The following is a 23,872-nucleotide window of genomic DNA, read 5'->3' as shown; positions in this document are numbered from 1 at the left end:
ACGAGACGGCCGACTACGGGGATGTGATCGAGCGGGCTCACTACAGCTGGGTGACGTCCGTCAACTCGAAGGTACGCGTTCCCGCAGTGAGCCTCGTCAGGTCGGGAGTGACTATCTCGGTCTGATCGGTGCCGTGCCGCGACACGAGCCAGCCACGGCTCGCGGTGTACGTGCCGGACCGAGAGAGGGGCTGAATGGACAGAGCCACGGCCCACCGCCAGGTGAGTGCGCGGCAGGTATCCGCGACCGTCCACAGGAGGTAGGGGCGACGCGCCAGGATTCCTCTCCGCTTACCGTGACGACGAGATCCGTCGCCGGCACACGCGACGGCCCTTGACCGAGACGCAGGTCCGGGAGTGGTTCGACGCCTATCGCCGGAACTGGCAACGAGAAGGGGGCGGCCACTGGGCGGCCACCCGCGACGGCGGAGAGGTGCTCGGCCGGATCGCCCTGCGCGGCTTGGACTTCGACGACGGCATCGCCGACGTCGCGTACTGGGTGCTCCCGGCCGCCCACGGCGCTGGCGTGGCCTCCGGTGCCCTCGCCACGCTCACCGCCTGGGCCCTGCATGAGATCGGCTTCCGCCGCCTGGAGCTGGACCACTCGACACGCAACACAGCATCCTGCAGAGTCGCCATAAAAACCGGCTACCTCCTGGAAGGCACCAAGCGCAGCGCCGCCGTGCATGACGACGGCCGACACGACATGCACCTACACGCCTGCGTTGCCGGGCCGCAGCAGCGCGGCCACCGGCTCTCCGGAACGGGCCTGGCCGTGGTCGACGAACGTGACGAGCGGATGATGGCCGGAGGTCTTCTTCCAGGTCGCGGTGGCGTCCTGCTTCTCGGAGTGCGCAAGGACCAGTACGCCGTCGATGTCCACGATTACGTGACCGTCGGCGGCCGGACCGTTCGCCCCGGCCAGTTCCCGGACCCGCGACCGTACTTCGGCCCGCGTCGACCGGATCGCGGTGAGCGCCTTCGGTCCGGCTGCGGCGAGGGCGCCGATGAGCCGTGAGACCGTGGGGTCGGACGCCACCGGGCCGAACACGTCGGGCTCGGCCCGCACCGTGGCGCAAGCCGCGGGCAGTCCCCGCCCAGAGCCGTCGCGAGCGCGACATCCAGCAGGACCTTGCCCGGGTCGTGCACTGCCCGCGGCTTGCGCCACGGTGCCAATGCCACCGATATCGCGGTGTCCAGGCCGGACTTGCGGACCGTCTCGACCAGCAGCACCGCCCCGGCCTGCGAGACCGCCCCGCTGCCACCGCCCTCGACGCGGACACGCGGGTACAACCCGATACACTTGCTCACCTGGAGAGTGCTTCTTTCCGTGCAGCCAACAGGACCCTAGACAAGTCCCATCGTTGCAGGTCAGAAGCACTCTCCGCTTATTTGATCAAGGCATGGACGAGCACGCTCATGAAAGCGCGAGGTGAGGGCCTTTCCGCGCTCCGCTATTACGGGACTGCGGGAGTGATCGTCAGCTCACTCGAAACACCCGTGCACTTCGTGACGTCTCCGCCGCAGCGCCCCACCCGTTCTGAGCTTTGGCCTCCCCGTTTCAACGAACCGGCCCGTCGGGTCGAGACCCAGCGACAGGAATCCCGGCCTTGTGCAGTGGTGCCGACCGGCGCCGTCACCGGTCGGCACCACGTCTCAGCGGCGCAGGAGGTTCGGCTCCGGGCTCGCGGCCCGGACCTCGAAGCGCCGGAGCGAATAGCCGAAGGACGACGTGCGCTTGATGCCTTGCATGCGCACGTACAGGCCCGAGGCGGGCGCGAAGGTGAGGTCGTCCACGCGGGCGCCCGCAGGCTTGTCCCGGACGGCGGCGGCTGTCTTCCAGTTCACTCCGTCGTCGGAGACCTGGATGTCGTAGTCCTGTCCGGACGCCGTCTCCCAGTCGAGCAGGACGCGGCGGACCGTCTGTGCCTGGCCCAGGTCCACCTGGATCCATTCGCCGTCACGGTAGGCACTGGCCCAGCGGCTCGCCGGGTCACCGTCGGTGGCGTTCTCCGGTCCCAGGCTGGGCACTTCGGACGACGACGCGGTGGTCGGCCGGTGCAGCGCCAGATCCGCTGCGTCGAAGACGCGCATGCTCCACAGCGCGTAGCCGTCCTGTTTGCGGGCCGCTTCGGTGCCGACGAGACGCACGTACCGGGCGGTGACCGGTTCGAAGGTGAGCGTGTCGGATCCCGCGGACGCGCGGTCCGTGCGGCGGGCGACCGTGGTCCAGGTCCTGCCGTCGCCGGACACCTGCATCGCGTAGTCGCGGCCGTGTGCGGGCGCCCAGTCCAGGTCGGCCCTGGTGACGATCTGGGGGCGGCCGAGGTCCACGCGGAGCCAGGCGTGATCTCCCGGGCCGCTCTGCCACTTGGTGGTGCTCACCCCGTCGAACGCCGCGTCGGCCGTGCCCGCGGACGCGGTCGCCGGCTTGCCCGCGCTCAGCTCGCTGTTGGCCGGGGTGGCGAGTGTCGTGGCGACCTCGGTCAGCCCCGTACCCACGCCGAGCTTGCGCACGGTCGACATGAAATCGCTGTACGGGACACCCGAGTTGGCGCCGCTCCACATCTTCTGCGCCAGAATTCCGAAGGTGGGCTCGACCAGTTTGTGTACGTCGAGTTCGGTGTAGCTGGACGTGGTCAGGTCGTTCCACACCGAGGACATGGAGCCGAGGAGTTGGGGGTCCTTCGGTGCGACGCTCTGGCCGTCGGGGAAGACGTTGGGTTCCCAGTTGTCGTAGAGGTACTTACCGTCCAGCCCGTGGCCGTGGTAGTAGCTCGCGAACGGGACGATGTAGAGCAGGGCGTCGTTGGTGTTGATGAACGAGTAGCCGTCCTTCTTGGCGGCCTGCGGGCCGTACCACTGGTTGTTCCAGCTGTTGAGGGTGACGTCCCGGTCGTAGCCCTCGGTGCTGGACGCCATCAGGGACAGGCTGCCCCAGGCGCGCGGATGCTTGCCGAGCGCGCGGATATGGGTGGCCATCTCGTTGAAGTAGGTCTTGTAGCGGGGCTTGTCGACCCGGTACTCGTCGGCGCCGAAGTGCACGTCCGGACCGCGAAACCACGGCGTGAACTCGGCGAACACCAACTTCATGAACGCGGTGGTCTCCGGCTTGGACAGGTCCAGGTGGTCGGAGTCGCCGTTGTTCAGACCGAGGGACGGCTTGAACCGGATGAACGCGAGCGAGTGGGCGGGAGCATCGAACTCGGGGACGAGCGTGACGCCGTTGGCGGCGGCAGTGTCCTCGAAGGATTCCCAGTCGCGCCGGTCGTACGCTCCGTCCTTCGAGGCCAGGCCGGACAGCAGGGGGTTTTCGGTCTTGAGCCGGAAGCCGGCCTGGGCCTCGCTCCAGGGACGGTCACCCTTGAACCCGTTGTCGTTGAGGTGGATCTGGAACTCGTTGAGCTTGAACCAGCCCATGAGACGGATGTAGTCCCGGATGAAGTCCGCGGTGAAGAAGCGCCGCCCGACATCCAGCGTGAAGCCCCGCACCTTGTAGTTCGGCCAGTCCACGGCAGTGCCCACGGGGACGGAATCACGGCCGTCGTCGAGCAGCAGGATCTGCAGGAGCGTACGGGTGCCGTAGTAGACGCCCTTCGCGGTCGGCGCGGTGATCCGCACGTTCTTGCCGGTGACCGTGAAGGTGTAGCCCTCTTCCTTGAACCGGGCGCCGTCCACCGCTTCGGGCAGGGTGGGATCGATCGACAGCACGATGTCGCCGCTGTGCGGGTGGCGCGGCGACAGGGCCGGCTTGCGCCCCGTGACCTGCTCGATCTCGTCGGGGAGGGTGGCGAGTTGGTCGCGGAGACGGTCGCGGTGCGCTCCGGCGAACACGATGCGGCTGTGCCGGCTCAGCTCGAAGAATCCGGTGCGGCCCTGCCACTTCTGGAGGGCGGGCACCACTGCGGGTTTTGCGTTGACCGGGTCGGGGGCGGCGCTCGCCGGTGTGGCGGGAGCGGCGAGGGCGAGCAGGGAGACCATAAATGCGAGAAGGCACAGCAGCTGTCTTGGACGCACTCTCATGTGAAACTCCAAGCGTTCTCGATGGATTCGTTCCTGGAGGTTCGTGCGGGTGACGCGACGGGGAGCAGGTGCCAGCCGTGCCGTGCCCCGGCCGAGGCCGGGGCACGGCACGGCGCGGTCACGGCCTGGTCGTCACCTTGTAGGTGATCTTCGCATCGGCGATGCGCCCGCCGTTCTTGGCGGTGATGGTGAATTTGCTGGTGCCGGGGAAGGCAGGAATTCCGGTGATGCCACCGGTGTCCTGGTTGAGGGTCAGGCCGCGCGGGAGGCGGCCGTCAGTGACCTCGTAGCGGATGGTCCGCGGAGTCGTCGAGGTCACCTTGAAGGCGTACAGCCTTCCGACCCGGGCGCCCGTCGGCTCCGGCGTGGCGAAGCCCGGCGTCGGGGCCTTGACCGGCTGCGGGTCGCCGGTCGACTGACCGGACGTGTCCTTCTCCTGCAGCGTCCACTCGGCGTCCGGCGTGACCTCGCTCAGGTGCCAGTGCCTGCTCGCGACGCCCAGTTGCTTCTTCTGCTCGGCAGTGAACGCACCGGCTGCGCGCGCGGACTCCCACATCCGGACGGCGGCGAGCAGCGCGGTGGCGTTCTGCCCGGACTGGAGACCGCTCACGGTGGTCTCGAAGTTGATGCCGGCGTCGAGGGAGGCCGCGTGCGCCAGGGTGTCCTCGATCTTTTGCAGGGTGTCGCTGCCCGAGAGCCCCTGCTGGCCCATCATCCCGGGCAGGTAGTTCGCTCGGTAGAAGGTGTTGCTGCGGATGATCTGAGCGTAGCTCGTGGGGCCGATCTCACCCCAGCTCGCCCTGGACTGGGCGTCCCAGGTGTTCGACGCAAGGTTGCTGCACTCGGTGATGAAGTTCTTGGTGGTGACCTGCCGGTGGACGCCGTTGACGAGACGTGCGAAGCCGTAGCCGCCCCAGCCGTTGTAGCCGGTGCCTTCAAGCCCGTCATAGGACGTGGCGTGGACGCCGCTGGTGTTGTAGGCGGTGGCCAGCCGGGTCGCGATCTCATCGGTGATCGGCAGACTGGCCAGCGCGCCGCCGTAGCCGTTCTGGATGAGCCGGGCGACGGTGGTGCCGGCCGGGTAGTCCTTGGCGGCCGAGGACCACTGTGCCCGGCTCAGGCCGCCGACCTGCCACTCGGTGTTGCTGACCTTGGTGACGGAGCCGTAGGTGATGAACTCGTCGCCGATGCGCAGCCGTTGACCGTCGACGCCGGAGGCCAGCAGGCCGTTGGCATCCACGTACAGCGTGGTGTCCGACCCGGCCAGCGGGCGGGTGAGCCGGGCGGAGCCGCCCACCGCGAGCCGTGGATCGGCCGGCGCCTTCACGTACGGGTCGTTGGCGTCGATGAAGGTGGACAGGGTGTGCACCCCGACCTCGATCCCCTCCTTCGCCGCGGCGGCCACCAACTGGGCGGCCGCCGCGTCCGATCCGCCGAAGGAGCCGTTGAACTGGTAGTGCCCGTGCGACACCCACGGCCCGTTGCCGCTGATCGCGTAGATGTTCCGCACCCCGGCCTGCGCGGCGAGCTTCGCGGCCGCGGTGACGTTGCCCGTGTTGAGGTCGTGGACCCAGAAGTGGGTCTGCGAGGTGCGTTGGGCCACCTTCTGCCACTGGTCGTCCAGGGTGGGGTACGCCTGGTCGTGCTCCTTGGCGATCTGGCTGAGCACGGTCAGGGCGAGATCCGGCGCACTGCCGAACAGGGCTATCTTCGACCCGACGATCCGGCCCTCGGGCGCGGGCAGCGGGCCGAGCGGGATCTCGTAACCGTTGGTGCGCTGCCGGACCCGCACCTTGCTGTAGTCGTAGGTGGCGGCGCGCAGGACGCTGCCCCACGTGGTCTTCGCGGCGACGTTGCTGGCCAGCCACTCGTCCTTCGCGCCGGTCTGGAGCCCGTACGGATTCCAGACGAGATCGGGACCGAACCCGTATGCCAGATGCTCGTTCGGCCACCCGCCCACCGTCTTGTCGTTCAGCGGCCGGACCCCCATGACGAAATCGGAGTTGGCGACCACACCGACCGTCTCGCCGATGGTGTCGTCGAGCGTCGTCGGCAGCGGACCCCACAGCAGCGTCTGCACATCCACACCCGAGGCGGCCGTCAGGCCGACGACTTCAAGTGTGGAATGCGTGGGAAACCCGACGGCCTCTACCTGGATCGTCACGCTCTCGCCGACGAACTCCAGGACCTGCCGGTGGTGCGCCCGGTCACGCGACACGACCCGCACCTTCGCGGGAACCACGTGCTTGCCGTCGGCCACCACGCTGACCAGCGGCACGGGGGTGTCCTCAGCCAGGTGGTCGGTGCCGTCACGCAGGTCCACCAGGCTGTCCACGTACCCGGAGCCGCTGATGCCCACCGACAGGAAGCCCGCCCCGATCCGCAGCGACGGGGACGTCTTGGTCCTGGCCGTTCGCGCAGCATGCGCGGGTCCGGCGGCCATGGCCACGGCCGTGGCCGAACTCAAGCCGCTGGCAACCAGAAAGCGACGCCTGTCCACATGTCCTCCTAGGTGAAGTGACTCTCGATGACGCGTGGGATCGCTGATCAACTGCCCGTGAACAGCGCAGAGGGGCGCAAGGCCGGCAAACGTCGAGCGACGAACGAGGTCACCTGGATAGTTCGTATTCTTCAGCGGAGATGGTTCGCGCTGTTCCGGGGAGCGGGATCGGCGGACGGCCATGAGCCGGAGAGCCCATAGGCCTGCCCGTGCAGGGAAGTGCGCTTGCTTCTCCTGTGTAACTACCGCAGCACAAGTGCGGTCTAGCGTGCACGGCACAGAAGGGGCCGTCAAGGCTTAGTTCGGATCTATTCCCGATGGGCAGGGGTACTCCGTGGGGCGATCCGAGCACCCCTGAACGGGCGGCCCGGGAGGTATCTTGGGGGCCCAGCACTTGGTATTTCGTGACGGCATGCATCGGATACATGGAGCAACATGACTGGATCTTCCCGGCCCGCGTCCGCGGCATCGGAGACGGAGACGGAGGCGGCTCCCTACCGCCCCGGCTACGAGGTCGCGGCGGAGCGCATCCTGGAGTACGTCGCCCGGCAGGGGATGGGGCCCGGCGACCGGCTGCCGACGGAGAAGGATCTGGCGGCCGAAGTGGACATGAGCAGGACGGTGGTGCGAGAGGGCGTCAAGATCCTCTCGGCCCTCGGGAGGCTCTCGGTGGAGAAGGGGCGCGGCATTTTCGTGGCGCATCCCAGGAACGACCTGTGGTCCGACACGTTCTCCCGGTTCCTGCCGACCGACCCGAGCCGCGTCGGTGAACTGTTCGAGTTCCGGCGCTTCACCGAGGCCGAGACCAGCGGGCTCGCGGCCGCGCGGGCCACACCGGTTCAGCTCAGGGCGATCCGCGAGGCGGCGCAGCGCTCGGCGGAGGCCGCCGAGCGAGACGACCACGAGTCGTTCGGCCGGGCCGATGCGGAGTTCCATCAGGCGATCGGCGCGGCAGCGGGGAACGCGTTCCTCTCCAGCCTGGTCGACGCGATCCAGCGGCTGCAGCGACAGGTCACCATCGTGGCCCTGGCCGACTCCGCACCGGGATCACTCGCCGGGGCTGCGGAGCAGCACCTGGCGATCCTGGAAGCGATCGGGGCCGGTGAGCCGGAACAGGCCGCCGCCCTCATGGCCCGCCATATCGACACGACGGAACTCCAGGTCCAGCGAGAGATCCGCAATCGCATCTTTGCCGCTCCCGCCGTTCCCGCCGGCCCGGACGGGGCGTGACCGCGGACGACAGCCTCGATCAGTAGTGCCCCGCCTCCCCGCCCCGTCGCCCACACCGGAAACGACCGGACGACGGGGCGACGGAGCGACGGGCGGTCGAGGCGTGCCGGAGTCGTGAACCGCGCCACCGACGCGTCTCGTTCCTGTGAAGCGAATCCGTAGGGTCCGGCGAAACTCTACCGACATGTATCAGATCTATTGCCGCCTTGGTTGAGGTAATAACTCCTTCTCATCTCTTGACATGCCGTCGCGCGCGGACTTCCATACCCCAAGGTGCCCTGAGGGGCGAACGCTGAGGGGAAGCGGTCGCCCTCGAGAGCAGCAGGACTCTGGGAAGAGTCTGAACCATGTGACGGATTCGGTGGACGGTCGGCAGCGGGATTCCCTCTCTCGTCTCGGTACGAACAAGACAGCGACTCGGTACCGCCCCCGGACAACGACGGGTAGGGGAAGTTGGACATGACGCGCAATCCGATACTCACAAGAACCGCCGCCCTCGCAGGTGCTCTCCTCCTGGCCGGGTGCACGGCCGGCAGTTCCGGTACGAGTGCATCCAAGGGCGACGGCGACAAGGCCACCTTGACCTTCCTCACCTTCGAAACGCCCAACCTGGACGCGAAGTACTGGGACGCCGCGATCGCCCGCGCCTCGGCGAAGGTGCCCGGGGTGACGATCAAGAAGCTCGTGTCGCCCAGCGCCGACCGCACCGGGTACGCGAAGCAGCTCGACAGCACGGGCCAGTTCCCGGACGTCATGATCGGCCTGAACCCCGCCGGATTCGCCGAGGCGGGCAAGCTGGCGCCGTGGACGGACAAGGAACTCGCGACGTACAAGAACCCCCGCGCCAACACGTACGACGGCAAGGTCTACCAGCTGCCCTACTCCGCCCAGACGACGCTGGTCTACTACGACAAGAAGGACTTCGCGGCGGCCGGCATCGACACACCGCCACGCACGTACCGTGAACTGCTCGACGACAGCGCCAAGTTGAAGAAAAAGGGCATCAACCCCTTCGTGGTCGGCGGTGGCGGCAAGGATTCCTGGGCCGACATGTTCCCGCTGATCTGCACGGTGGCCACCGACGTCTACAAGAAGACCCCGGACTGGCTGTCCCAACGCGCCGAGGGCAAGGTCAAGTTCACCGACCCGGCGTTCGTCGCCGCCGCCCAGAAGGTCGCCGGCCTCGCGGACAAGGGATACATCGACCGCGCCGGCCTTTCCCGCTCCTACGCGGACACCGAACAGGCCTTCCGTGACGGTAAGGGCGCGATGTATCCGATGGGCAGCTGGTTCTCGGCCTCGGCCGACACGAAGAAGCCGGACTTCGACACGGGCGTCTTCGCGTGGCCCACGGACCAGGGGGCCCCGGCACTCCCCGGCGTCCTCGGCGGCGGGATGACGGTGAGCTCCAAGTCGTCCGATGTTCCCCTGGCCAAGAAGTGGGCCAAGGCCTTCATGGAGGACCAGAAGAACCTGGACGCCGCCGTCAAGGCCGACGGGCTCATCATCGACATCAAGGGCTACAGCCCGCCCAGCGCCATGGGCCCCGTCTACAAGAAGACCGTGGCGGCGTATCGGCAGGCCCAGAAGGACGACGGGATCGTCAACTCGTTCTCCCAGGAGACCGGTGACGGTTCCCTGCCGCCCGGCCTGGCCGACAAGGCCGCGGCCGGCGTCCAGAATCTCCTCGGCGGCCGCATGACAGCCCGTCAGTTCGGTGCCTACATGGACGAGCAGTGGGACAAGGCCACCCGATAATGCGCATACGTACCCTGCCCCGACCGGAGAGTTCCCCTACCGCGCACGCAGCGAAGGACACGGCAGCGGTCCGACCACAGGACACCCCCGCGCAGCGGGCGTCGCGACCGTCCCGGCGCTTCCGCCCGAACGGCGGACCGGGCCGCTTCGCCGTCTTCGCGGCTCCCGGACTGCTCGCCTACCTGGCCCTCGTCCTGGTGCCGATCGGCATGACCGCCGGCTACAGCCTCACCAACAAGAACCCCTTCAACCCGCCGACCCGGTGGGCGGGCCTGTCCAACCTCACGAGCCTGTTCTCCGACGACGATTTCCTCAAAGCACTGCAGAACACCGTCGTCATCACCGTGATCGTGACGCTGGTGACCAACGCCGGCGGCCTGGCGATCGCCCTGCTGCTCGACCGGCGCGGCTGGCTGTACAACGCTCTGCGCAGCGTGTTCTTCGTGCCGGTCGTGCTGAGCGCCGTGGTGGTCAGCGTCATCTGGCAGGCGATCCTCGTCGACGACGGCCTGCTCAACTCCATACTGCGACAGCTGGGGGCGAGTCATCCGCCGGGCTGGCTCTCCGATCCGAGCCTCGCCCTCTACACGGTCTCGTGGGTCATCGCCTGGCAAGGGCTCGGCTTCTGCGTGGTGATCTACCTGGCCGGACTGCAGGGAATCCCGCAGGAGTTGCACGAAGCGGCGGCCATCGACGGCTGCGGACCACTGATGCGGTTCCGCCATGTCACCTGGCCGATGCTGGCACCCGCCGTCACCATCAACACGGTCATGTCACTGATCGGCGGATTCAAGGCCTACGACCAGATCCAGGTGCTCACCAACGGCGGCCCCGGCCCCGGCACCACATCCACCCTCGCCTTCCAGGTGATCCAGACCGCGTTCAACGGCAACCACGTCGGCTACGCCTCCGCGATGGCCGTGGCGATGCTGATCCTGGTCGCGACCGTCTCCGTGATCGCGCTCGGGTGGCTGCAGAAACGCGAGGTGTCCGCATGAGCACGAACACGAACACGAAGATGAAACCGGACCTGAACGCGAGCATGAACAGGGGTGGAACAAGGGCGTGGATACGCCCGGTCGTCGCGCTCCTCGCCGGCCTGCTGTTCTTCCTGCCGATCTACCTCGTGCTGGTCAACGTGTTCAAGGACGGTTCGGCGATCGTGTCGAACCCGGTCGGCCTCCCGGTCCCACCGACCCTGGACAACATCCAGAGCGTGCTGTCGCGCCCGGACCACCTCTTCTGGTACGGGCTGGTCAACAGCACGGAGGTCACCGTGATCTCCATCCTCGTCATCACCGCGATCTCCGCCATGCTCGGCCACTACCTGGCCCGGTCGACCGGCGTCCTGTCCAAGGTCATCATGGTCGTCCTGCTCTGCGGTCTCATGGTGCCGCCCGCGGTGATCCTCACCCCGATCACCGAAGTCCTGCGCACGCTGGGGCTGATGAGCAGCGTGCCCGGACTGGTCCTGGCGTACGTCGGCTACTACATGCCGTTCGGGGTGTTCGTCTTCGCGGGCTTCGCCAAGACGATCCCCCGAGAGCTCGAAGAAGCCGCGGCGATCGACGGCGCTGGAGCGTTCCGCGCCTTCTGGCAGGTGGTCTTCCCGCTGATGCGTCCGGCGTCGGCCAGCGTGGTGATCTTCCTCGGCGTCTGGATCTGGAACGACTTCCTCAACCCGCTGATCGTCCTGGGCCCGACGGCAGGCACCACGGTGACCGTCGGCATCTACCGTGCCATCGGTGAACACCAGGCGGACTTCGGCTCGGTCTTCGCCTTCATGTTCCTGGCGACACTGCCCATCCTCGTCTTCTACCTGGCCTTCCAGAAGCAGTTCGTCAAAGGCCTCACAGGAGGAGCGACGAAGGGTTGAGACCGGGCGGTACGGCTGGGCATGTGACAGGGCGGGGCGGAGACCGACGCAAGCCCCGCCCCCTGTCACATGTCGCGGACTTCTGACGCTCGCGCCCCTTCACGTCCGTTCACGCCCCTTCAGCGAGAGGCATTCCTCACCTCATGCACCCCACAGCACCCGGGCACAGCGCCAGCGCCGTCGACGCACTGTCACTGGGTGCCGCCGCCCTGGGCAACCTGTTCCACGCGGTCAGTGACGAGGACGCGGCCGCCACCGTCGAGGCAGCCTGGGCCTGCGGCATCCGCGCATTCGACACCGCTCCGCACTACGGACTCGGCCTGTCCGAGCGCCGGCTGGGAGACGCACTGCGCACCCGGCCACGTCCGCAGTTCACGCTGTCCACCAAAGTCGGCCGCCTGCTGCGCGTACGCACCGGACTGCCCGGCGCCGACCTGGCGAACGGCTTCGCCGTCCCGGCCACCCACGAACGGGTGTGGGACTTCAGCGCCCGCGGTGTACGCACCAGCGTCGAGGAGAGCCTCACCCGGCTCGGCCTCGATCGCGTGGACACCGTCTACCTGCACGACCCGGACGGCCACGAGCGCGAGGCCTTCGACTGCGCCTACCCCGAGCTGGAGCGGATGCGTGCGGAGGGCACGGTCGGCGCGATCGGCGTCGGCATGAACCAGACCGCGATGCCGACACGCTTCGTCCGCGACACCGACATCGACGTGGTCCTGCTGGCCGGCCGCTACTCCCTGCTCGATCAGAGGGCCCTGGCCGCACTGCTGCCGCAGGCGGCGCAACGCGGAGTGTCCGTGCTGGTCGGCGGGGTGTTCAACTCGGGCCTCCTCGCCGATCCCCAGCCGGGCGCGACCTTCGACTACGCACCGGCCCCGGCACACCTGCTGGACCGGGCGCTGGCCCTGCGCACGCTGTGCGAGACCTTCGGGGTCCCACTGCGGGGAGCCGCCCTGCAATTCCCGCTGGGCCACCCGGCTGTCGCCGGTGTGCTGCTCGGGGCACGCAGCGCCGCCGAGGTGACGGACGCCACCGCGATGATCAGCCACCCCGTCCCCGAGGAGATGTGGCTCGCCCTGCGTGCCCAGGGTCTGCTGCCGCCGGGCGTGCCGGTGCCTGTCCCGCGTCAGGACGGCGTACGTCCCTGATCGCGGACGGCGGTTTGCGACCGGGTCCGCGCGGCGCAGACTCCCCGCGTGGAACCGAAATTGATCGAAGTTCCCTTCACTGGAACGCACACACGAGGATGGTTGCAGAATGCTTGACAGGAGAAACTGTCTTTCTCTGTTGGCGGCCGCTGGAGTCGGAGCGAAGGTCGCTCTCGAACCCACGATCTCACGAGCCCAGCCGCTCGGCGCAGGGGTTGCCGGAGCCGATGGCCAGGCTGCGGAACTCAGCCGTTCTCTGCGCGAATTGCACGGCTCCCTCCGGGTGTCGATTCGGGAATATGACGGCACGACGCTGCGCCGGGCCCAGGAATTCGACGGCGACCTGCTGACCGACGGACCGCGACAGTGGCAACTGAAGTGGGATGCACGGCGGGTGCCCGATCATCACGGATGGGAGGTCACCCTGACCTGCACCCTGGAGAAGGGGGCGGCGGAACAGACCGCAATCTCCGTTGATTTCCCATTCGAGAGCTGGGAGACCGCCAACTACGTGATGATTCCCGGAATCATCTACAACGGCAATCGCTATCGCGCCATCGGCAACGGATACAATCCGGACTATCCGGCCGACATGTACTACAACCCACAGACGCCGCTGACGATATCGAACAACCCGCGACTGGCCTCCGATGCTGCGGTGCCCTCACGGATCGAGCTGGCGACGTGCAATACTGCCGCCCCGGCGATGAGCTTCTTCTCGCCCAAGTTCGGAAAGGGCTGGATTGTTCTCACCGAGCAAGGAACCCGCCTGGGCAACAGTGGGCTCTCGGTTGAGGAGAGTGCGAGCAGGGAAAGCTGTGAATTCCGCATCTCGGCACCGGTTGTGCGCCGGCAGGCGGCCGGTTTCGGCGACTTTCGGCCGAGCGGTGACAATGCGTCGAACTGGGCCCCCGGTGACGCGGTTTCGATTCGCTTCCAGGTTTTCACCTTCGATGCCGACGGAATTCCGGCAGTCCTGCAAAAATTCATGGATGTGCGAAAGTCGCTCACCGGCCCCACCACGCCTCGCAACCTGCTTCCGATGAGTAAGCTGGCAGAGCTCGGCACCAACATCTGCCGAGGCAATTTCACAGAGACCAAGGCGGGCCGCTACTACCTTCCAGAAAACTCCAGGCACTTTCAACTGGGTTGGGTGAGCGGAATGATCAACACCTACCCCATGTTGGCTCTGAATGACCCGACGGAACGGGGCAGGGTCTCCGATGAGCTTGACTTCATCTGCTCCCGCATGAAGGGGCAGAGCGGATTCTTCTACGGCTTCATCAGCGAAGATGGCGAAATCCGCTCAGAGAAGGCCCACCCCGACTTTCCGGCGGTGCAGGCGATGGTGCGCAAGAACGGAGACGTGCTCTTCTGGCTGATCAAGCATGTGATGCTCCTGAAGGCGCAAGGGCACGGCGACACCATCAAGGAATCCTGGGAACTGGCCGCAGGCGGTCTGGCCGAAGCATTCACCCGGACCTGGCGAAGGCACGGAGAATTCGGTCAGTACATCGTGCCCGAAACAGGCGACATCGCCGTGTACAACTCGACGGCCGGCGCCATCGCTCCGGCCGGGCTCGCCCTGGCGGCTGAATACTTCCACCGTCCGGACTGGTTGGCCGCGGCCGAGGAAGCAGCCGAATTCTACTATGAGCGCGACATCAAGTCCCGTGGATTCACCAGCGGAGCGTGCGCGGATATTTCACAGGATGCGGACTCCGAAACAGCGTTTGGTCTCCTGGAGTCATTCATGGCGCTGTACCAGTACACCGGAAAGAAGAGATGGGTGAATCGCGCAAAGGTCCAGGCCGCTCTGTGCTCGTCCTGGACTCTTGCGTACGATCCGCTGTTTCCGGCAGGCAGTGATATCGCGCGACTGAAGGGAAGGATGGCCGGCGCCGTTTGGGCAAGCAGCCAGAACAAACATGCCGCGCCCGGTGTCTGTACGTCCTCCGCTGACCACCTGTTCAAGCTGTATCGAGCTACTGGGGACAAGAAGTACGCTGAACTCATCAGCGATATCCAGCATGCCCACGCCGAGGTCGTCAACATGCCGGGACACATAACCACCGACTACCTCATCGGGTCGAGCATGGAGCGGATCCAGCCCAGCGATGCCGAGGGCAAGGGTGCGGTCGGTGATTTCATCAGGACGAGAAACTCCTGGACCGAGACCAATGGTGCCTTGATGGCACTCGAACTTCCCGGAATCTACGTACGACCCGGGGAGGGAATCCTCATTCCTTTTGATCATGTCGAGGCCGAGCATGTCAGCGAGAGCCGTCAGGCCGCCGTAGTCCGCTTGACCAACAACACGGCCTACGCGGCACGGGTGTCGGTACTGGCGGAAACGGCCCGTCAATCGGCCCGCCCCCTTGGGTACACGGCGTTCCTCGATTGGCCGCAGGTCGAAGTCCCGGCGGGTGGGGCGGTCACCGTGCGGATCACGAGGAAAGGCAAGGTCGCACGTCAAGCCTGATCCGGCTGTTCTCGCTGTGCACCCGTTCCGTCAGCACCTTCGCCAGATACAGGAACATCATGCCGAGCACGTTGTCAGAAACAACCGACCGGACTGAGCCTGTCCCCGTGATCACCATCGACGCCCACCAGCACGTCTGGGACCTGTCGGTCCGCTGCCAGGACTGGATCACCGGCCCCGAACTCGCCCCGCTGCGAAGCGACTTCACCACGACGACCTGCGACCGCAGGCCGCGGCCGCGGGTGTCGACGCCACGGTGCTGGTGCAGACGATCTGCGTACGCGAGGAGACTCTCGAATACCTGACGCTGGCCGCGGCCGACCCGCTGGTGGCCGGCGTCGTCGGCTGGACGGACCTGACCTCTCCCGTGGTCGCGGACGCCCTGGCCGCACTGCGCGCGCTGCCCGGTGGCGACCGTCTCGTCGGCATCCGCCACCGGGTACAGGGCGAGGACGAGGCAGACCGGCACACCTGGAGCCCCGCCGACCTGCGGCCGTTCGTGTCGGTCGCGCTGGATACCTTCGGCCCGGAGCGGCTCATGTTCGGCTCGGACTGGCAGGTGTGCACCCTGGCGGCCGAGTACGAACAGGTGGTTGCCGTCGGCCGCGAGCTCGTGGCGGACCCGTCGGAACACGAGCAAACGGCGGTGTTCGCAGGCACGGCCGCGCGGGTCTACGGTCTGTGACCCGCGGCAGGCAAGCGGCGGAGGGGGGCGGGCGCAGCTGCGTCCGCCCCCCCTCTGCGGCCTGCCCCTCATGTCACTCGAGATGGAAGACCTCTTCGGCGGGTGCCCACCACTCGCCGTCGCCGACGCTGTCCAGTGGCTGCTGGCAGGGGTCGGTACGGGCCCGCCAGTCCCGGGTGACCGGGCACTCGGCGATGAGCGCGGTGTCGGCCGCGTAGTCCTCGCCGGTGTACTCGAGTTAGCTGAAGAGCAGCCCGTCACGCAGGAAGATCGAGTAGTTGCCGATGTGGGCGCACTTGAGGGTCGCGAGGACCTCGGGCCAGGCCACCGCGTGCAAGGCGCGGTATTCCGCCCGAGTTCCCCACGCAAGCGTATGACCGAGGCGTAGCGTTGCATGGGCATGGTGTGGCTCCTTCTCACGAAGCGCTGAGGCGTTGAGACGTTGGAACATGAGACATCGTCAAGCACTTGCCGGAGCCGCCCTGTTGGTTCGACCAGAAGTCGTCACCAGCCCGGTTGGTCGAAGCCGATGCCGGGGGCCGTCGGTGCCCGCACCAGCCCGTCGGCACCGACCGCCGACTCGCGCTGCACGGGGTTGGTGTACACGAGGGACTCGTAGTACGTGGTGTTGGGTATCGCCATGCACAGGTGGGCGTTGACCACTCCGCTGCCGTGCACCTCGGCCCGCAGGTTGTAGCTCTCGGCGAGGTGCGCGATGCGCAGGGCTCCGGTGATCCCGCCTTTGAGCTGCGCGCTGGTGCGGACCCGGCTCGCCGCGCCCGCCATGATGAAGTCGCCAGTGTTGAAATGCGCGCCGTCGGAGGTCTCCGCGACCAGCAGCGGAATGTCGACCTGTTCGGCCAGCCACCGGTGGGCGGTCACGCTGAACTCGCGCATCGGCTCCTCGTACCACAGGTAGTCCGCCTCGGACAGTGCGCGGCCGAGGTACACCGAGTCCGCGAGGTCGAACCCGGCGGAGCCGTCGTACATGAGCGGGACGTCGTCACCGACGTGGGCCCGCAGCTTCTGGCACAGGTCCGCATCGGCTCTCGGGTCTCCCCACGCGTGCAGCTTGATGGCGGAGTAGCCGAGCTCCAGACACTGGTCAGCCACATCGAGGTACTCCTCGACGCTGCCGAAGGTGACCGTGCTCGCGTAGGCGGGGATGGCCTCGCGGTAGGGGCCGAGCAGCCGGTGGACCGGCTGCTCGGCCGCGAGGCCGGCCAGGTCCCACAGCGCTACGTCGACCAGGCCGAGCGCGTAGATGGGGAGCTCCTCTATGCGGTCCAGCTCCCACAGGCGGTGCCACAGCAGCTCGCGCATCAGCGGGTCGCGGCCGAGCAGGTCCTCACGTATGCGGCGGTTCACCAGATCGGCGACGATCAGCCCACGTCTCGTGTGCGCCTCGCCCACCAGGCCTTCGTCCGTGTGAACCCGCAGGATCCCGCCCACGACCGCCGGCTCCGAACCGGGCAGCCCTGCTCGCCACCGGAAGGGCGGCTGAGCGGGCAGATCTACCAGTTCCACAGTCACGTCGGTGATTCGCATGGGTGTCCTTCATGGGTGGTGGTGTGGGGTTCAGGCGTTGGGGTGGCCGGGGGCGATGCGGTGCCGGATCTCTCGTTGGAACTGGTGGGTGGTCCGGTCGATGTGGTGGGCCATGAGGGTCTGCGCGTGCGTGTGTTCGCCGGTGGCGATGGCGTGGGCGATGGCTTCGTGCTGGGCGGCGGCGTCGCGCAGGGAGCCGCCCGCGAGGCCGGCCAGCCCTATGGCGGTGACCTGGTGTTGCAGGCGACGCAGGGTGTCGATTGTGGCGGTGAGGAAGGAGTTGTTGGTGGCGGTGGCGATGGCGGTGTGGAAGGTGTCGTCGGCGCTGCTGAAGGCGTCGATGTCGTCCTGCTCGGCGGCCCGGGTGGACTGGTAGGCGGCCGCGCGAACGGCTTTGACCTGGGCGGGGGTGGCGCGTTGGGCGGCCAGGCGGGCGGTGGTGGTTTCCAAATGGCGCCGGAATTCGAAGAGTTCGTCGACCTGGTGCAGGTCGGCGGGCAGGAAGTGGGTCAGGGAGTGCTGCCAGGAGGACTGGTCGGGCTGGGCGACGTAGATGCCGCGGCCCTTGTGCACGGACAGCCGGCCCAGCGCGGAGAGGATCTTCACCGCCTCGCGAACCACGGTCCGGCTCATCCTCACCTGGTCGGCCAGGTCCTGCTCGGTGGACAGCCGGGCGCCGGGCTCCAGGCCGGCCAGGACGAGGTGCTCGAGGATGCGTTCCGCCGCGACCTCGTAGCCGGGACGGTAGCCGGGCCCGTCGCCCGAGGGTGGCGGCGCGGGTGCGGTGCTGCGGGCTGCGCGGGTCAACGGCGCTCCCCTTTCACGTCGATCCACTTCTCCGTCGATCCATGTCACGGCGGTCCAAGTCGGGCGTGAGGTCGCCGAGCGGCGCAGAAGCGCCTCACGCGCAATATGTTTCGGATACATCAGCCAATCCGGGGTCAGTGAATCACATTCAAACTCTTGACGCCAGGATCCGGTGAGCCCAGACTCGTTCCGACCCGCACCGACCGCCTCACCTCACCTCTCACCGGGTCAACATCCTTCTCCCGCCCGGCCGCAGCACCTCTGAGACCGTAGCTGCCCTGGCGGTCGGCGCCACCCCGACCCCCTCTGAATCAGGGCCAAACCCACCATGCAACCGGATATGTTCCAGATCTATCGCCGGGTCATCCTCGCCCTGCTGGGGGTCGAAACCTTCTGAAAGGGCAAGCACTTTGAACGACATCACGCTCGGCGTCATCGGCCTGGGTAATCGCAGCGACCTGGCCGAGCTGGCCCACCGGCCCGGATCGGGCTCGCTGGTGGCCGCCGCCTGCGACCGCGATCGACGGTTGCTGGCGCGCGCCGAACAGCGATTCGGCACCCAGGTGCGGACCGCCGTGGATCACCACGAGTTGCTCGACGCGGGACTCGACGGCGTGATGGTGCTGACTCCGGACCACACGCACGAGGAGATCGGCCTGGACTTCCTGGAGGCCGGTGTACCGGTGTTCCTGGACAAACCGATGGCGATCACCACCGAGGGCTGCGACCGGCTGCTCGCGACAGCCGGCCAGTACCGGACCCCGCTGTACGTGGGCCACAACATGCGGCACATGCCGGTCGTGGCGGCCATGCGTGAACTGATCGTCAAGGGGGCGATCGGCGAGGTCAAGGCCGTGTGGTGCCGCCATTTCGTCGGCCACGGCGGGGACTTCTACTTCAAGGACTGGCACGCGGACCGACGTCTCACCACCGGCCTGCTGCTGCAGAAGGGCGCTCACGACATAGATGTCATCCACTGGCTGGCCGGCGGCTACACCCGGCGGGTGAACGCCATGGGCGGGCTGACGGTCTACGGGGGCATCGACTCACACCGCGACCGCAGCGGGGAGCGGATGACCGAGTGGCTCTCGACGGAGAACTGGCCACCGCTCAGCCAGACCGGTCTCCACCCGGTGGTGGACGTGGAGGATCTGAGCATGATGCAGATGCAACTGGACAACGGAGTTTTCGCGAGCTATCAGCAGTGTCACTACACCCCCGACTACTGGCGCAACTACACGGTGATCGGCACCGAGGGGCGCCTGGAGAACTTCGGCGACTCGGAGGGAGCGGAGGTCCACGTGTGGAACCGCCGCTCCGACGGCCGCGCCGAGGCCGATCTGGTGGTGCCCGTGCACACACCGACCGGCACGCACGGGGGCGCCGATCCCGTGCTGATCGCGGAATTCCTACGGTTCGTACGGGACGGCGGAGCCACCGTCACCTCGCCCGTCGCGGCCCGCGAAGCGGTGGCCGCCGGCTACGCGGCCACCATGTCGCTGCGGGACGGCGGCCGGGCCGTCGAGGTCGAGGCCCCGGACCGGGAGGTGGCCGCGTACTTCGGGCACGGCCAGAGCTGATTCAGGCGGAAGCCGGCGGAATCCCGCCGGCCTTCGGGGACTCGTTTCAGGTGGCTCCGGTCCGGAAGGAATACGGACCGGAGCCACTTGGCCGTCCGAAGGTCAGTCGGTCGGGCCCAGATCCGGGGCGTCGCAGAGCTCGATCCGCTCGCCCGGCCGGTGCAGTTCCAGGATCACGAGTTCATTTCGGCCGGCCCGCCACACCGGGGCGGGGGCGTACAGGGTGCGCTGGGGTCCGCGGTCCCAGTAACGGCCGAGGGCGAAGCCGTTCAGCCACACCTGGCCCTTGGTCCAGCCCGGCAGAGCCAGGAAACCGTCGGCCGGTTCCGGGACCTCCAGCGTCGCACGGTGAAAGGCCGGGCCCTCGACCTGTTCGGCGGCCCCGGACCGCAGGACGATCTGGTGGGGTCGTCCGGCGCGCAGGAAGCCGCGCTCGGTCACGGTCAGTTCGGCGGTGGGACGGGGAAGGGTCACAGCTGTTCCCAGGAGGTCGAGGGCGTGGATGGAGGAGGCCTCGTCGGGGGATCCGCTCCGCGCATTCCCCGGAAGAAGGCGGAAAGGTGCCCGGCCGACGTACGCGAAGTGGTGCCGGCCATACAGCGGGAAGCCGCCAGCGTCGTGCCGTCGCCCGCTGGACGGTGGCCGGGCCCGTTCCGGCCGGCGCGAGGCCGACCGTCTCGCAGACGGAGGTGTCGAGCCTGAACGTGGCGCCCGGGAGAGTTGTCGACGGGCCCCTTGTGGATGCCGACGGCGTACTACTCCACGTACCGCCCGGGCCGGCGTGTGTCGTGGCTGTTCCGTATCGCCTCGGCGAGTTGGAGGCCACGCCGGGCCCGAGGGCCATGCGGGGCGAGACCGGCGGCGTGCTGATGCGCCGCCGGTGAGGAAGTGAGGATGGCACCGAGGTGAGACCTTTCTTCTCGTCCTTCATCCGGCTTCCTCCGGGTCCCGCACGTGCCGGGCCGGTGTCAGCGGGAGCCTCCGAGCGGCGCGGTACGGTCGCCCGGCTGACCGCACGCCCCGGCCAGGTAGGCCGCGCCGAGCAGCGGGGCCTCATCCGGCCGGTGCGCCGGGGTGATGACGACGCGTCGGTTGCGGACCGGATCGGCCTCGGTGAGCCCTGAGCGCAGCGGTTCGGCCAGGAGATCCCAGGCCCCCGCGATGGCGCCCCCGACCACCAGAACCGTCGGTTCGAAGGCGGCGAGCAGTGGCCCGAGCACCCTTCCCAGGGCACGGAACGTCTCGGCGAACACCTCCGCCGCGGCCCGGTCCCCGTGCCGTGCCCGCCGGGCGATCTCCCGGACGTCGGGCGGCGCCGCGCCGGTCGCCCGTGCGTAGGCCCGCCGCAGGGCACGCCGGGACACCGTCTCCTCCAGGGGTCCGCCCGCGTACCGCAGGGTGTGGACCCAGCCTTCGGGAGGGACCCCGGGGCCGTGCCGCAGTATCCGGCCGTCGCGCAGGAAGCAGGAGCCCACACCGGTCCCGAGCGTGATACCGGCGACGGTGCGGTGCCCGCGCGCCGCCCCGGCCCACCACTCGCCGAGCACGAACGCGTCCGCATCGTTGCAGAAGCTGAGCGCGGTGGCGCCGGGCAATGACGCCGTCAGGGCGGCCCGCAGATCGACCCCCCGCAGGGCGTCGAACTTGCCGACCCCTTCGAACCGCCCGATCCCGCGCTCGTAGTCGAACGGACCGGGCAGCGCCACGGCCCATGGGCCCGCGCCGAGGCCGGACAGCCGGTCGGCGCAGCGGACGAGGGCCGACAGGATCTGCTCGGCACTGCCGCTACTGTCCACCGCCTCACGGAACGAGCGGCCGGACCGGAGGCTGCGGGCGCGGATGTCCACCCCGGCCGCGGTGACATGGGTGCCGCCGACCTCGATGACCGAGACGGTGGCTTCGCCGGCGGGGCTCACCGCACCAGCGCCTTCACATAGCGCACCGGTCCCCCGCCGAGGGCCCGCACCCGGTAGGCGCCGACCGCGGCGGGCACGGTCAGTGTCTCGGCGTACGCCAGCACATGGCGGTGGCCGCCGCCGGTCTCCAGGAGGATTCCGTCGCCCTCCACGACGTTGAGGATGTGGAAGCGGTGGTCCGTGTCGTCGTCCGCGGCGGTGTCCGGCGCCAGTGCGATCCGCCGGACCTCGAAGAACATCTCCGGGAGGCGGCCGATGACGTCCTCGTGCCAGCCGTCGCCCGAGCGCAGGGTGCGCGGCGTGGGGACCAGGTCCCTGGCCACGGCTTCCCCCGACCGGTCCTGGTCCAGGTTTTCGAACGCGTGGCCGACGTGGACCGGCCGCTGCCTGCCTTCGCTGTCCTTGCGCAGCCAGTCGTAGAGGCGAAGGCTGTACAGGTACGGCGTCGCGCTGATCTCGAGTACGACATTGCCCTCGCCGCTGCCGTGCGGGGTGCCGCCCGGGATGAGGAAGATCTGGTGCGGATCGGCCGGGAAGGTCTGGACGTACTGTTCGATGTCGAACGGCACGCCGTCGTGGAACGCCCGGTCCGCCTCGTGTCGGAAGGCCACGAGGTCGGCGTCCTGGCGCAGCCCCAGGAACACCTTCCGGCCGGGCCCGCCGAGCATCATGTAGTAGGTCTCGTGCTGGGTGTACGGCCATCCGAATACGCGGCGCATGTAGTCCGACTGCGGGTGGCAGTGAACGGAGAGGTTGCCGCCGCCGACTGTGTCGAGGTAGTCGAAGCGGATCGGGAACGAGGTGCCGAACCTCGCGTGCACGTCGTCGCCGAGGATCGCCTCGGGGTGCGAGGCGACCAGTGCCTGCAGAGGCACCTCGACCCGTGGACCGTCCGGCGTACCCACCAGAATCCCGCTCTCGGGAGCGATGAGCTCGTAGCCCAGCGCGGTGTTGGCCGCCTCCTGGTTGAAGTCGAGCTGCTCCTGGGCCCAATGTCCGCCCCAGGAAGTGGTGTTGAAGGTGGGGCGGGTACGGAAGGGCCGCCCGGCCAGGTCTGCGAGGGCAGCGCGCAGGGCGGCGCCCTCCAGCCAGGACGGAGCCTGCGCGTCCTGGGTGTCCAGCCACAGGTCGACGCCGGAGACGAGGGTGTCGCGGTGCCGGTCAAGGACGGGCCAGTCGATGTAGAAGAGCCGACGGGTCGTGCCCGCCCCGGTACCGGGGGACTGCCCCAGGTTGCGGCCGGTCCCGCCGGTAATCTGGGCCTCGGCGTACCGTTTGGGCAGGTCCGCGTACCAGAGCCGGTCGTGCGGTACCAGGGCCGCGCCCGGTCCGAAGACGACCGTGACGGTGTCGTCGGCGGCCTCGGGCTCCGGCAGCCCGGTGAAGAAGTCGGCGAGCCCGGCCCAGGACAGCGGGGCAAAGTCCGGGTCGTCCTCCAGTACCGCGGACGCGGTCAGGGCGAGGACGTCCGGCCAGGGCGCGAAGTGCTCGCGCAGGTCGGTCTGTTTGGTCGCGACGGCGCGAGCGGCCAGCGCCTCGCAGATCCCGGCAGCAACCGCCTCCCAGTCCACGGCCACCGGGCCGTCGACGGCGAGGACAAGACCCGGAGCGAGCCCGGCGACCGCCTCCCGGTACCCGGCGCTCACCTCTGCGGAGATGCTGTGACACGGTTCGGCTTCGTAGCTGCGAACTTCCGGCATGACGGTGTCAGCCTTTCTGTCTTTCGGTAGGGCTTGCTGATCGTGCGGCTCAGGCCGTTCCTGCGACCGGGCCGGGACGCGTGGGCGTCCCGACGCCGTCGACGCGGACGGTGGCGGGCAGGGGCGGGCCTCGCGCCGACCGTGGAGGTCGGACCGATGCCGAAGAGGGCCGGGAGCACCGCACTCGGCGTGACGCCGGGGCCAAGCGGCGCAGGCGCCGACCGCGCCATGGCCGGGACGGTTGGGGGCAACGGCGACCGGGTCGCCGTCGCCCTGCGGTCCGCTCAGCCTCCCCATGGCGCTCCAGCTGCCGGTACGGTCCGGTACCGGCCTGGTGTCCGACGGCGGGATCACGGCCGACGCGGCGACGAAGGCAGGCTCGCAGCCGGTTCAATGTCCATCCGATATTTCTGATCTATAGATCCCCACGGGTTAAATGTATCGGATCTATGGTCTGACGTCACGGAGCGCCCACAAATACTGAGCTTCACCTCGCGGTGGATACAAGTACCGGACCTCAGCGCCTCGGGAGACTACAGCCCCGCCCCTCAGCCTTCGAGGGTAGCGCCATGCTCCCTACGTTCAACTTGCCTAAGAATCTGAGTAACTTCCAGTTC

General features: G+C 68.2%; 13 protein-coding genes and 5 pseudogenes. 9 read left to right on the top strand and 9 right to left on the bottom strand.

What is annotated here, in order from left to right; translation table 11 throughout:
- Positions 1 to 225 precede the first annotated feature (225 nt).
- Positions 226 to 639: pseudogene (locus OG611_RS23445) on the top strand (GNAT family N-acetyltransferase); the annotation flags it as partial.
- 78 nt (positions 640 to 717) lie between these two features.
- On the opposite strand, the pseudogene OG611_RS23440 reads toward OG611_RS23445, so the two are convergent.
- The 3 genes and pseudogenes from OG611_RS23440 to OG611_RS23430 form a co-directional block, all read right to left on the bottom strand.
- A pseudogene (locus OG611_RS23440) lies at positions 718 to 1,310 on the bottom strand (transposase); the annotation flags it as partial.
- A 345-nt stretch (positions 1,311 to 1,655) separates the two neighbouring features.
- Positions 1,656 to 3,980, bottom strand: a complete 2,325-nt coding sequence (locus OG611_RS23435) for a discoidin domain-containing protein (RefSeq protein WP_266423427.1) — start codon at positions 3,978 to 3,980, stop codon at positions 1,656 to 1,658.
- A gap of 160 nt (positions 3,981 to 4,140) precedes the next feature.
- On the bottom strand, positions 4,141 to 6,465 hold the full coding sequence (locus tag OG611_RS23430; RefSeq protein ID WP_266423424.1) for an Ig domain-containing protein: 2,325 nt from the start codon (positions 6,463 to 6,465) through the stop codon (positions 4,141 to 4,143).
- 492 nt (positions 6,466 to 6,957) lie between these two features.
- Between OG611_RS23430 and OG611_RS23425 the strand changes: the two genes are divergently transcribed.
- The 7 genes and pseudogenes from OG611_RS23425 to OG611_RS23395 all read left to right on the top strand — a co-directional run bounded on the left by OG611_RS23425 (position 6,958) and on the right by OG611_RS23395 (position 15,704).
- Positions 6,958 to 7,752, top strand: coding sequence for a FadR/GntR family transcriptional regulator (locus tag OG611_RS23425; RefSeq protein ID WP_266423421.1), 795 nt, complete (start codon positions 6,958 to 6,960; stop codon positions 7,750 to 7,752).
- A 459-nt stretch (positions 7,753 to 8,211) separates the two neighbouring features.
- Complete coding sequence (locus OG611_RS23420) at positions 8,212 to 9,510, top strand: ABC transporter substrate-binding protein (protein ID WP_266423418.1); 1,299 nt, start codon at positions 8,212 to 8,214, stop codon at positions 9,508 to 9,510.
- Positions 9,510 to 10,508, top strand: coding sequence for a carbohydrate ABC transporter permease (locus tag OG611_RS23415; protein ID WP_266423415.1), 999 nt, complete (start codon positions 9,510 to 9,512; stop codon positions 10,506 to 10,508). Before OG611_RS23420 ends, OG611_RS23415 begins: the two co-directional genes overlap by 1 nt.
- Before the next feature lie 44 nt (positions 10,509 to 10,552).
- On the top strand, positions 10,553 to 11,386 hold the full coding sequence (locus OG611_RS23410) for a carbohydrate ABC transporter permease (protein WP_266426147.1): 834 nt from the start codon (positions 10,553 to 10,555) through the stop codon (positions 11,384 to 11,386).
- A gap of 143 nt (positions 11,387 to 11,529) precedes the next feature.
- Complete coding sequence (locus tag OG611_RS23405; RefSeq protein ID WP_266423413.1) at positions 11,530 to 12,537, top strand: aldo/keto reductase; 1,008 nt, start codon at positions 11,530 to 11,532, stop codon at positions 12,535 to 12,537.
- A 109-nt stretch (positions 12,538 to 12,646) separates the two neighbouring features.
- Positions 12,647 to 15,019 (top strand): hypothetical protein, encoded by a 2,373-nt coding sequence (locus OG611_RS23400; protein WP_266423411.1) that lies wholly within the window; start codon positions 12,647 to 12,649, stop codon positions 15,017 to 15,019.
- 59 nt (positions 15,020 to 15,078) lie between these two features.
- Positions 15,079 to 15,704, top strand: a pseudogene (locus OG611_RS23395) (amidohydrolase).
- Between the two features lie 73 nt (positions 15,705 to 15,777).
- Here OG611_RS23395 and OG611_RS23390 read toward each other — a convergent pair.
- From OG611_RS23390 to OG611_RS23380, 3 genes and pseudogenes are all read right to left on the bottom strand, one after another.
- Positions 15,778 to 16,100 (bottom strand): annotated as a pseudogene (locus OG611_RS23390) (L-rhamnose mutarotase).
- Between the two features lie 108 nt (positions 16,101 to 16,208).
- Positions 16,209 to 17,252, bottom strand: coding sequence for an enolase C-terminal domain-like protein (locus OG611_RS23385; protein ID WP_266423408.1), 1,044 nt, complete (start codon positions 17,250 to 17,252; stop codon positions 16,209 to 16,211).
- A gap of 30 nt (positions 17,253 to 17,282) precedes the next feature.
- A complete protein-coding gene (locus OG611_RS23380) occupies positions 17,283 to 18,059 on the bottom strand; it encodes a FadR/GntR family transcriptional regulator (RefSeq protein ID WP_266423406.1) in 777 nt (258 codons plus the stop codon).
- Between the two features lie 410 nt (positions 18,060 to 18,469).
- On the opposite strand from OG611_RS23380, the gene OG611_RS23375 reads away from it, so the two are divergent.
- On the top strand, positions 18,470 to 19,639 hold the full coding sequence (locus OG611_RS23375; RefSeq protein ID WP_266423404.1) for a Gfo/Idh/MocA family protein: 1,170 nt from the start codon (positions 18,470 to 18,472) through the stop codon (positions 19,637 to 19,639).
- A 102-nt stretch (positions 19,640 to 19,741) separates the two neighbouring features.
- On the opposite strand, the pseudogene OG611_RS23370 reads toward OG611_RS23375, so the two are convergent.
- From OG611_RS23370 to OG611_RS23360, 3 genes and pseudogenes are all read right to left on the bottom strand, one after another.
- Positions 19,742 to 20,002, bottom strand: a pseudogene (locus tag OG611_RS23370) (beta-galactosidase); the annotation flags it as partial.
- Between the two features lie 605 nt (positions 20,003 to 20,607).
- Positions 20,608 to 21,555, bottom strand: a complete 948-nt coding sequence (locus tag OG611_RS23365; protein WP_266423401.1) for an ROK family protein — start codon at positions 21,553 to 21,555, stop codon at positions 20,608 to 20,610.
- Positions 21,552 to 23,255, bottom strand: a complete 1,704-nt coding sequence (locus OG611_RS23360; protein ID WP_266423398.1) for a class I mannose-6-phosphate isomerase — start codon at positions 23,253 to 23,255, stop codon at positions 21,552 to 21,554. The genes OG611_RS23365 and OG611_RS23360 overlap by 4 nt, the downstream gene beginning before the upstream one ends.
- Positions 23,256 to 23,872 lie beyond the last annotated feature (617 nt).

This window comes from Streptomyces sp. NBC_01363, from assembly GCF_026340595.1.
Lineage (GTDB): Bacteria > Actinomycetota > Actinomycetes > Streptomycetales > Streptomycetaceae > Streptomyces.
Note: the sequence above shows the minus strand (reverse complement) of the source record. Positions and strands in the feature narration are given on the sequence as shown.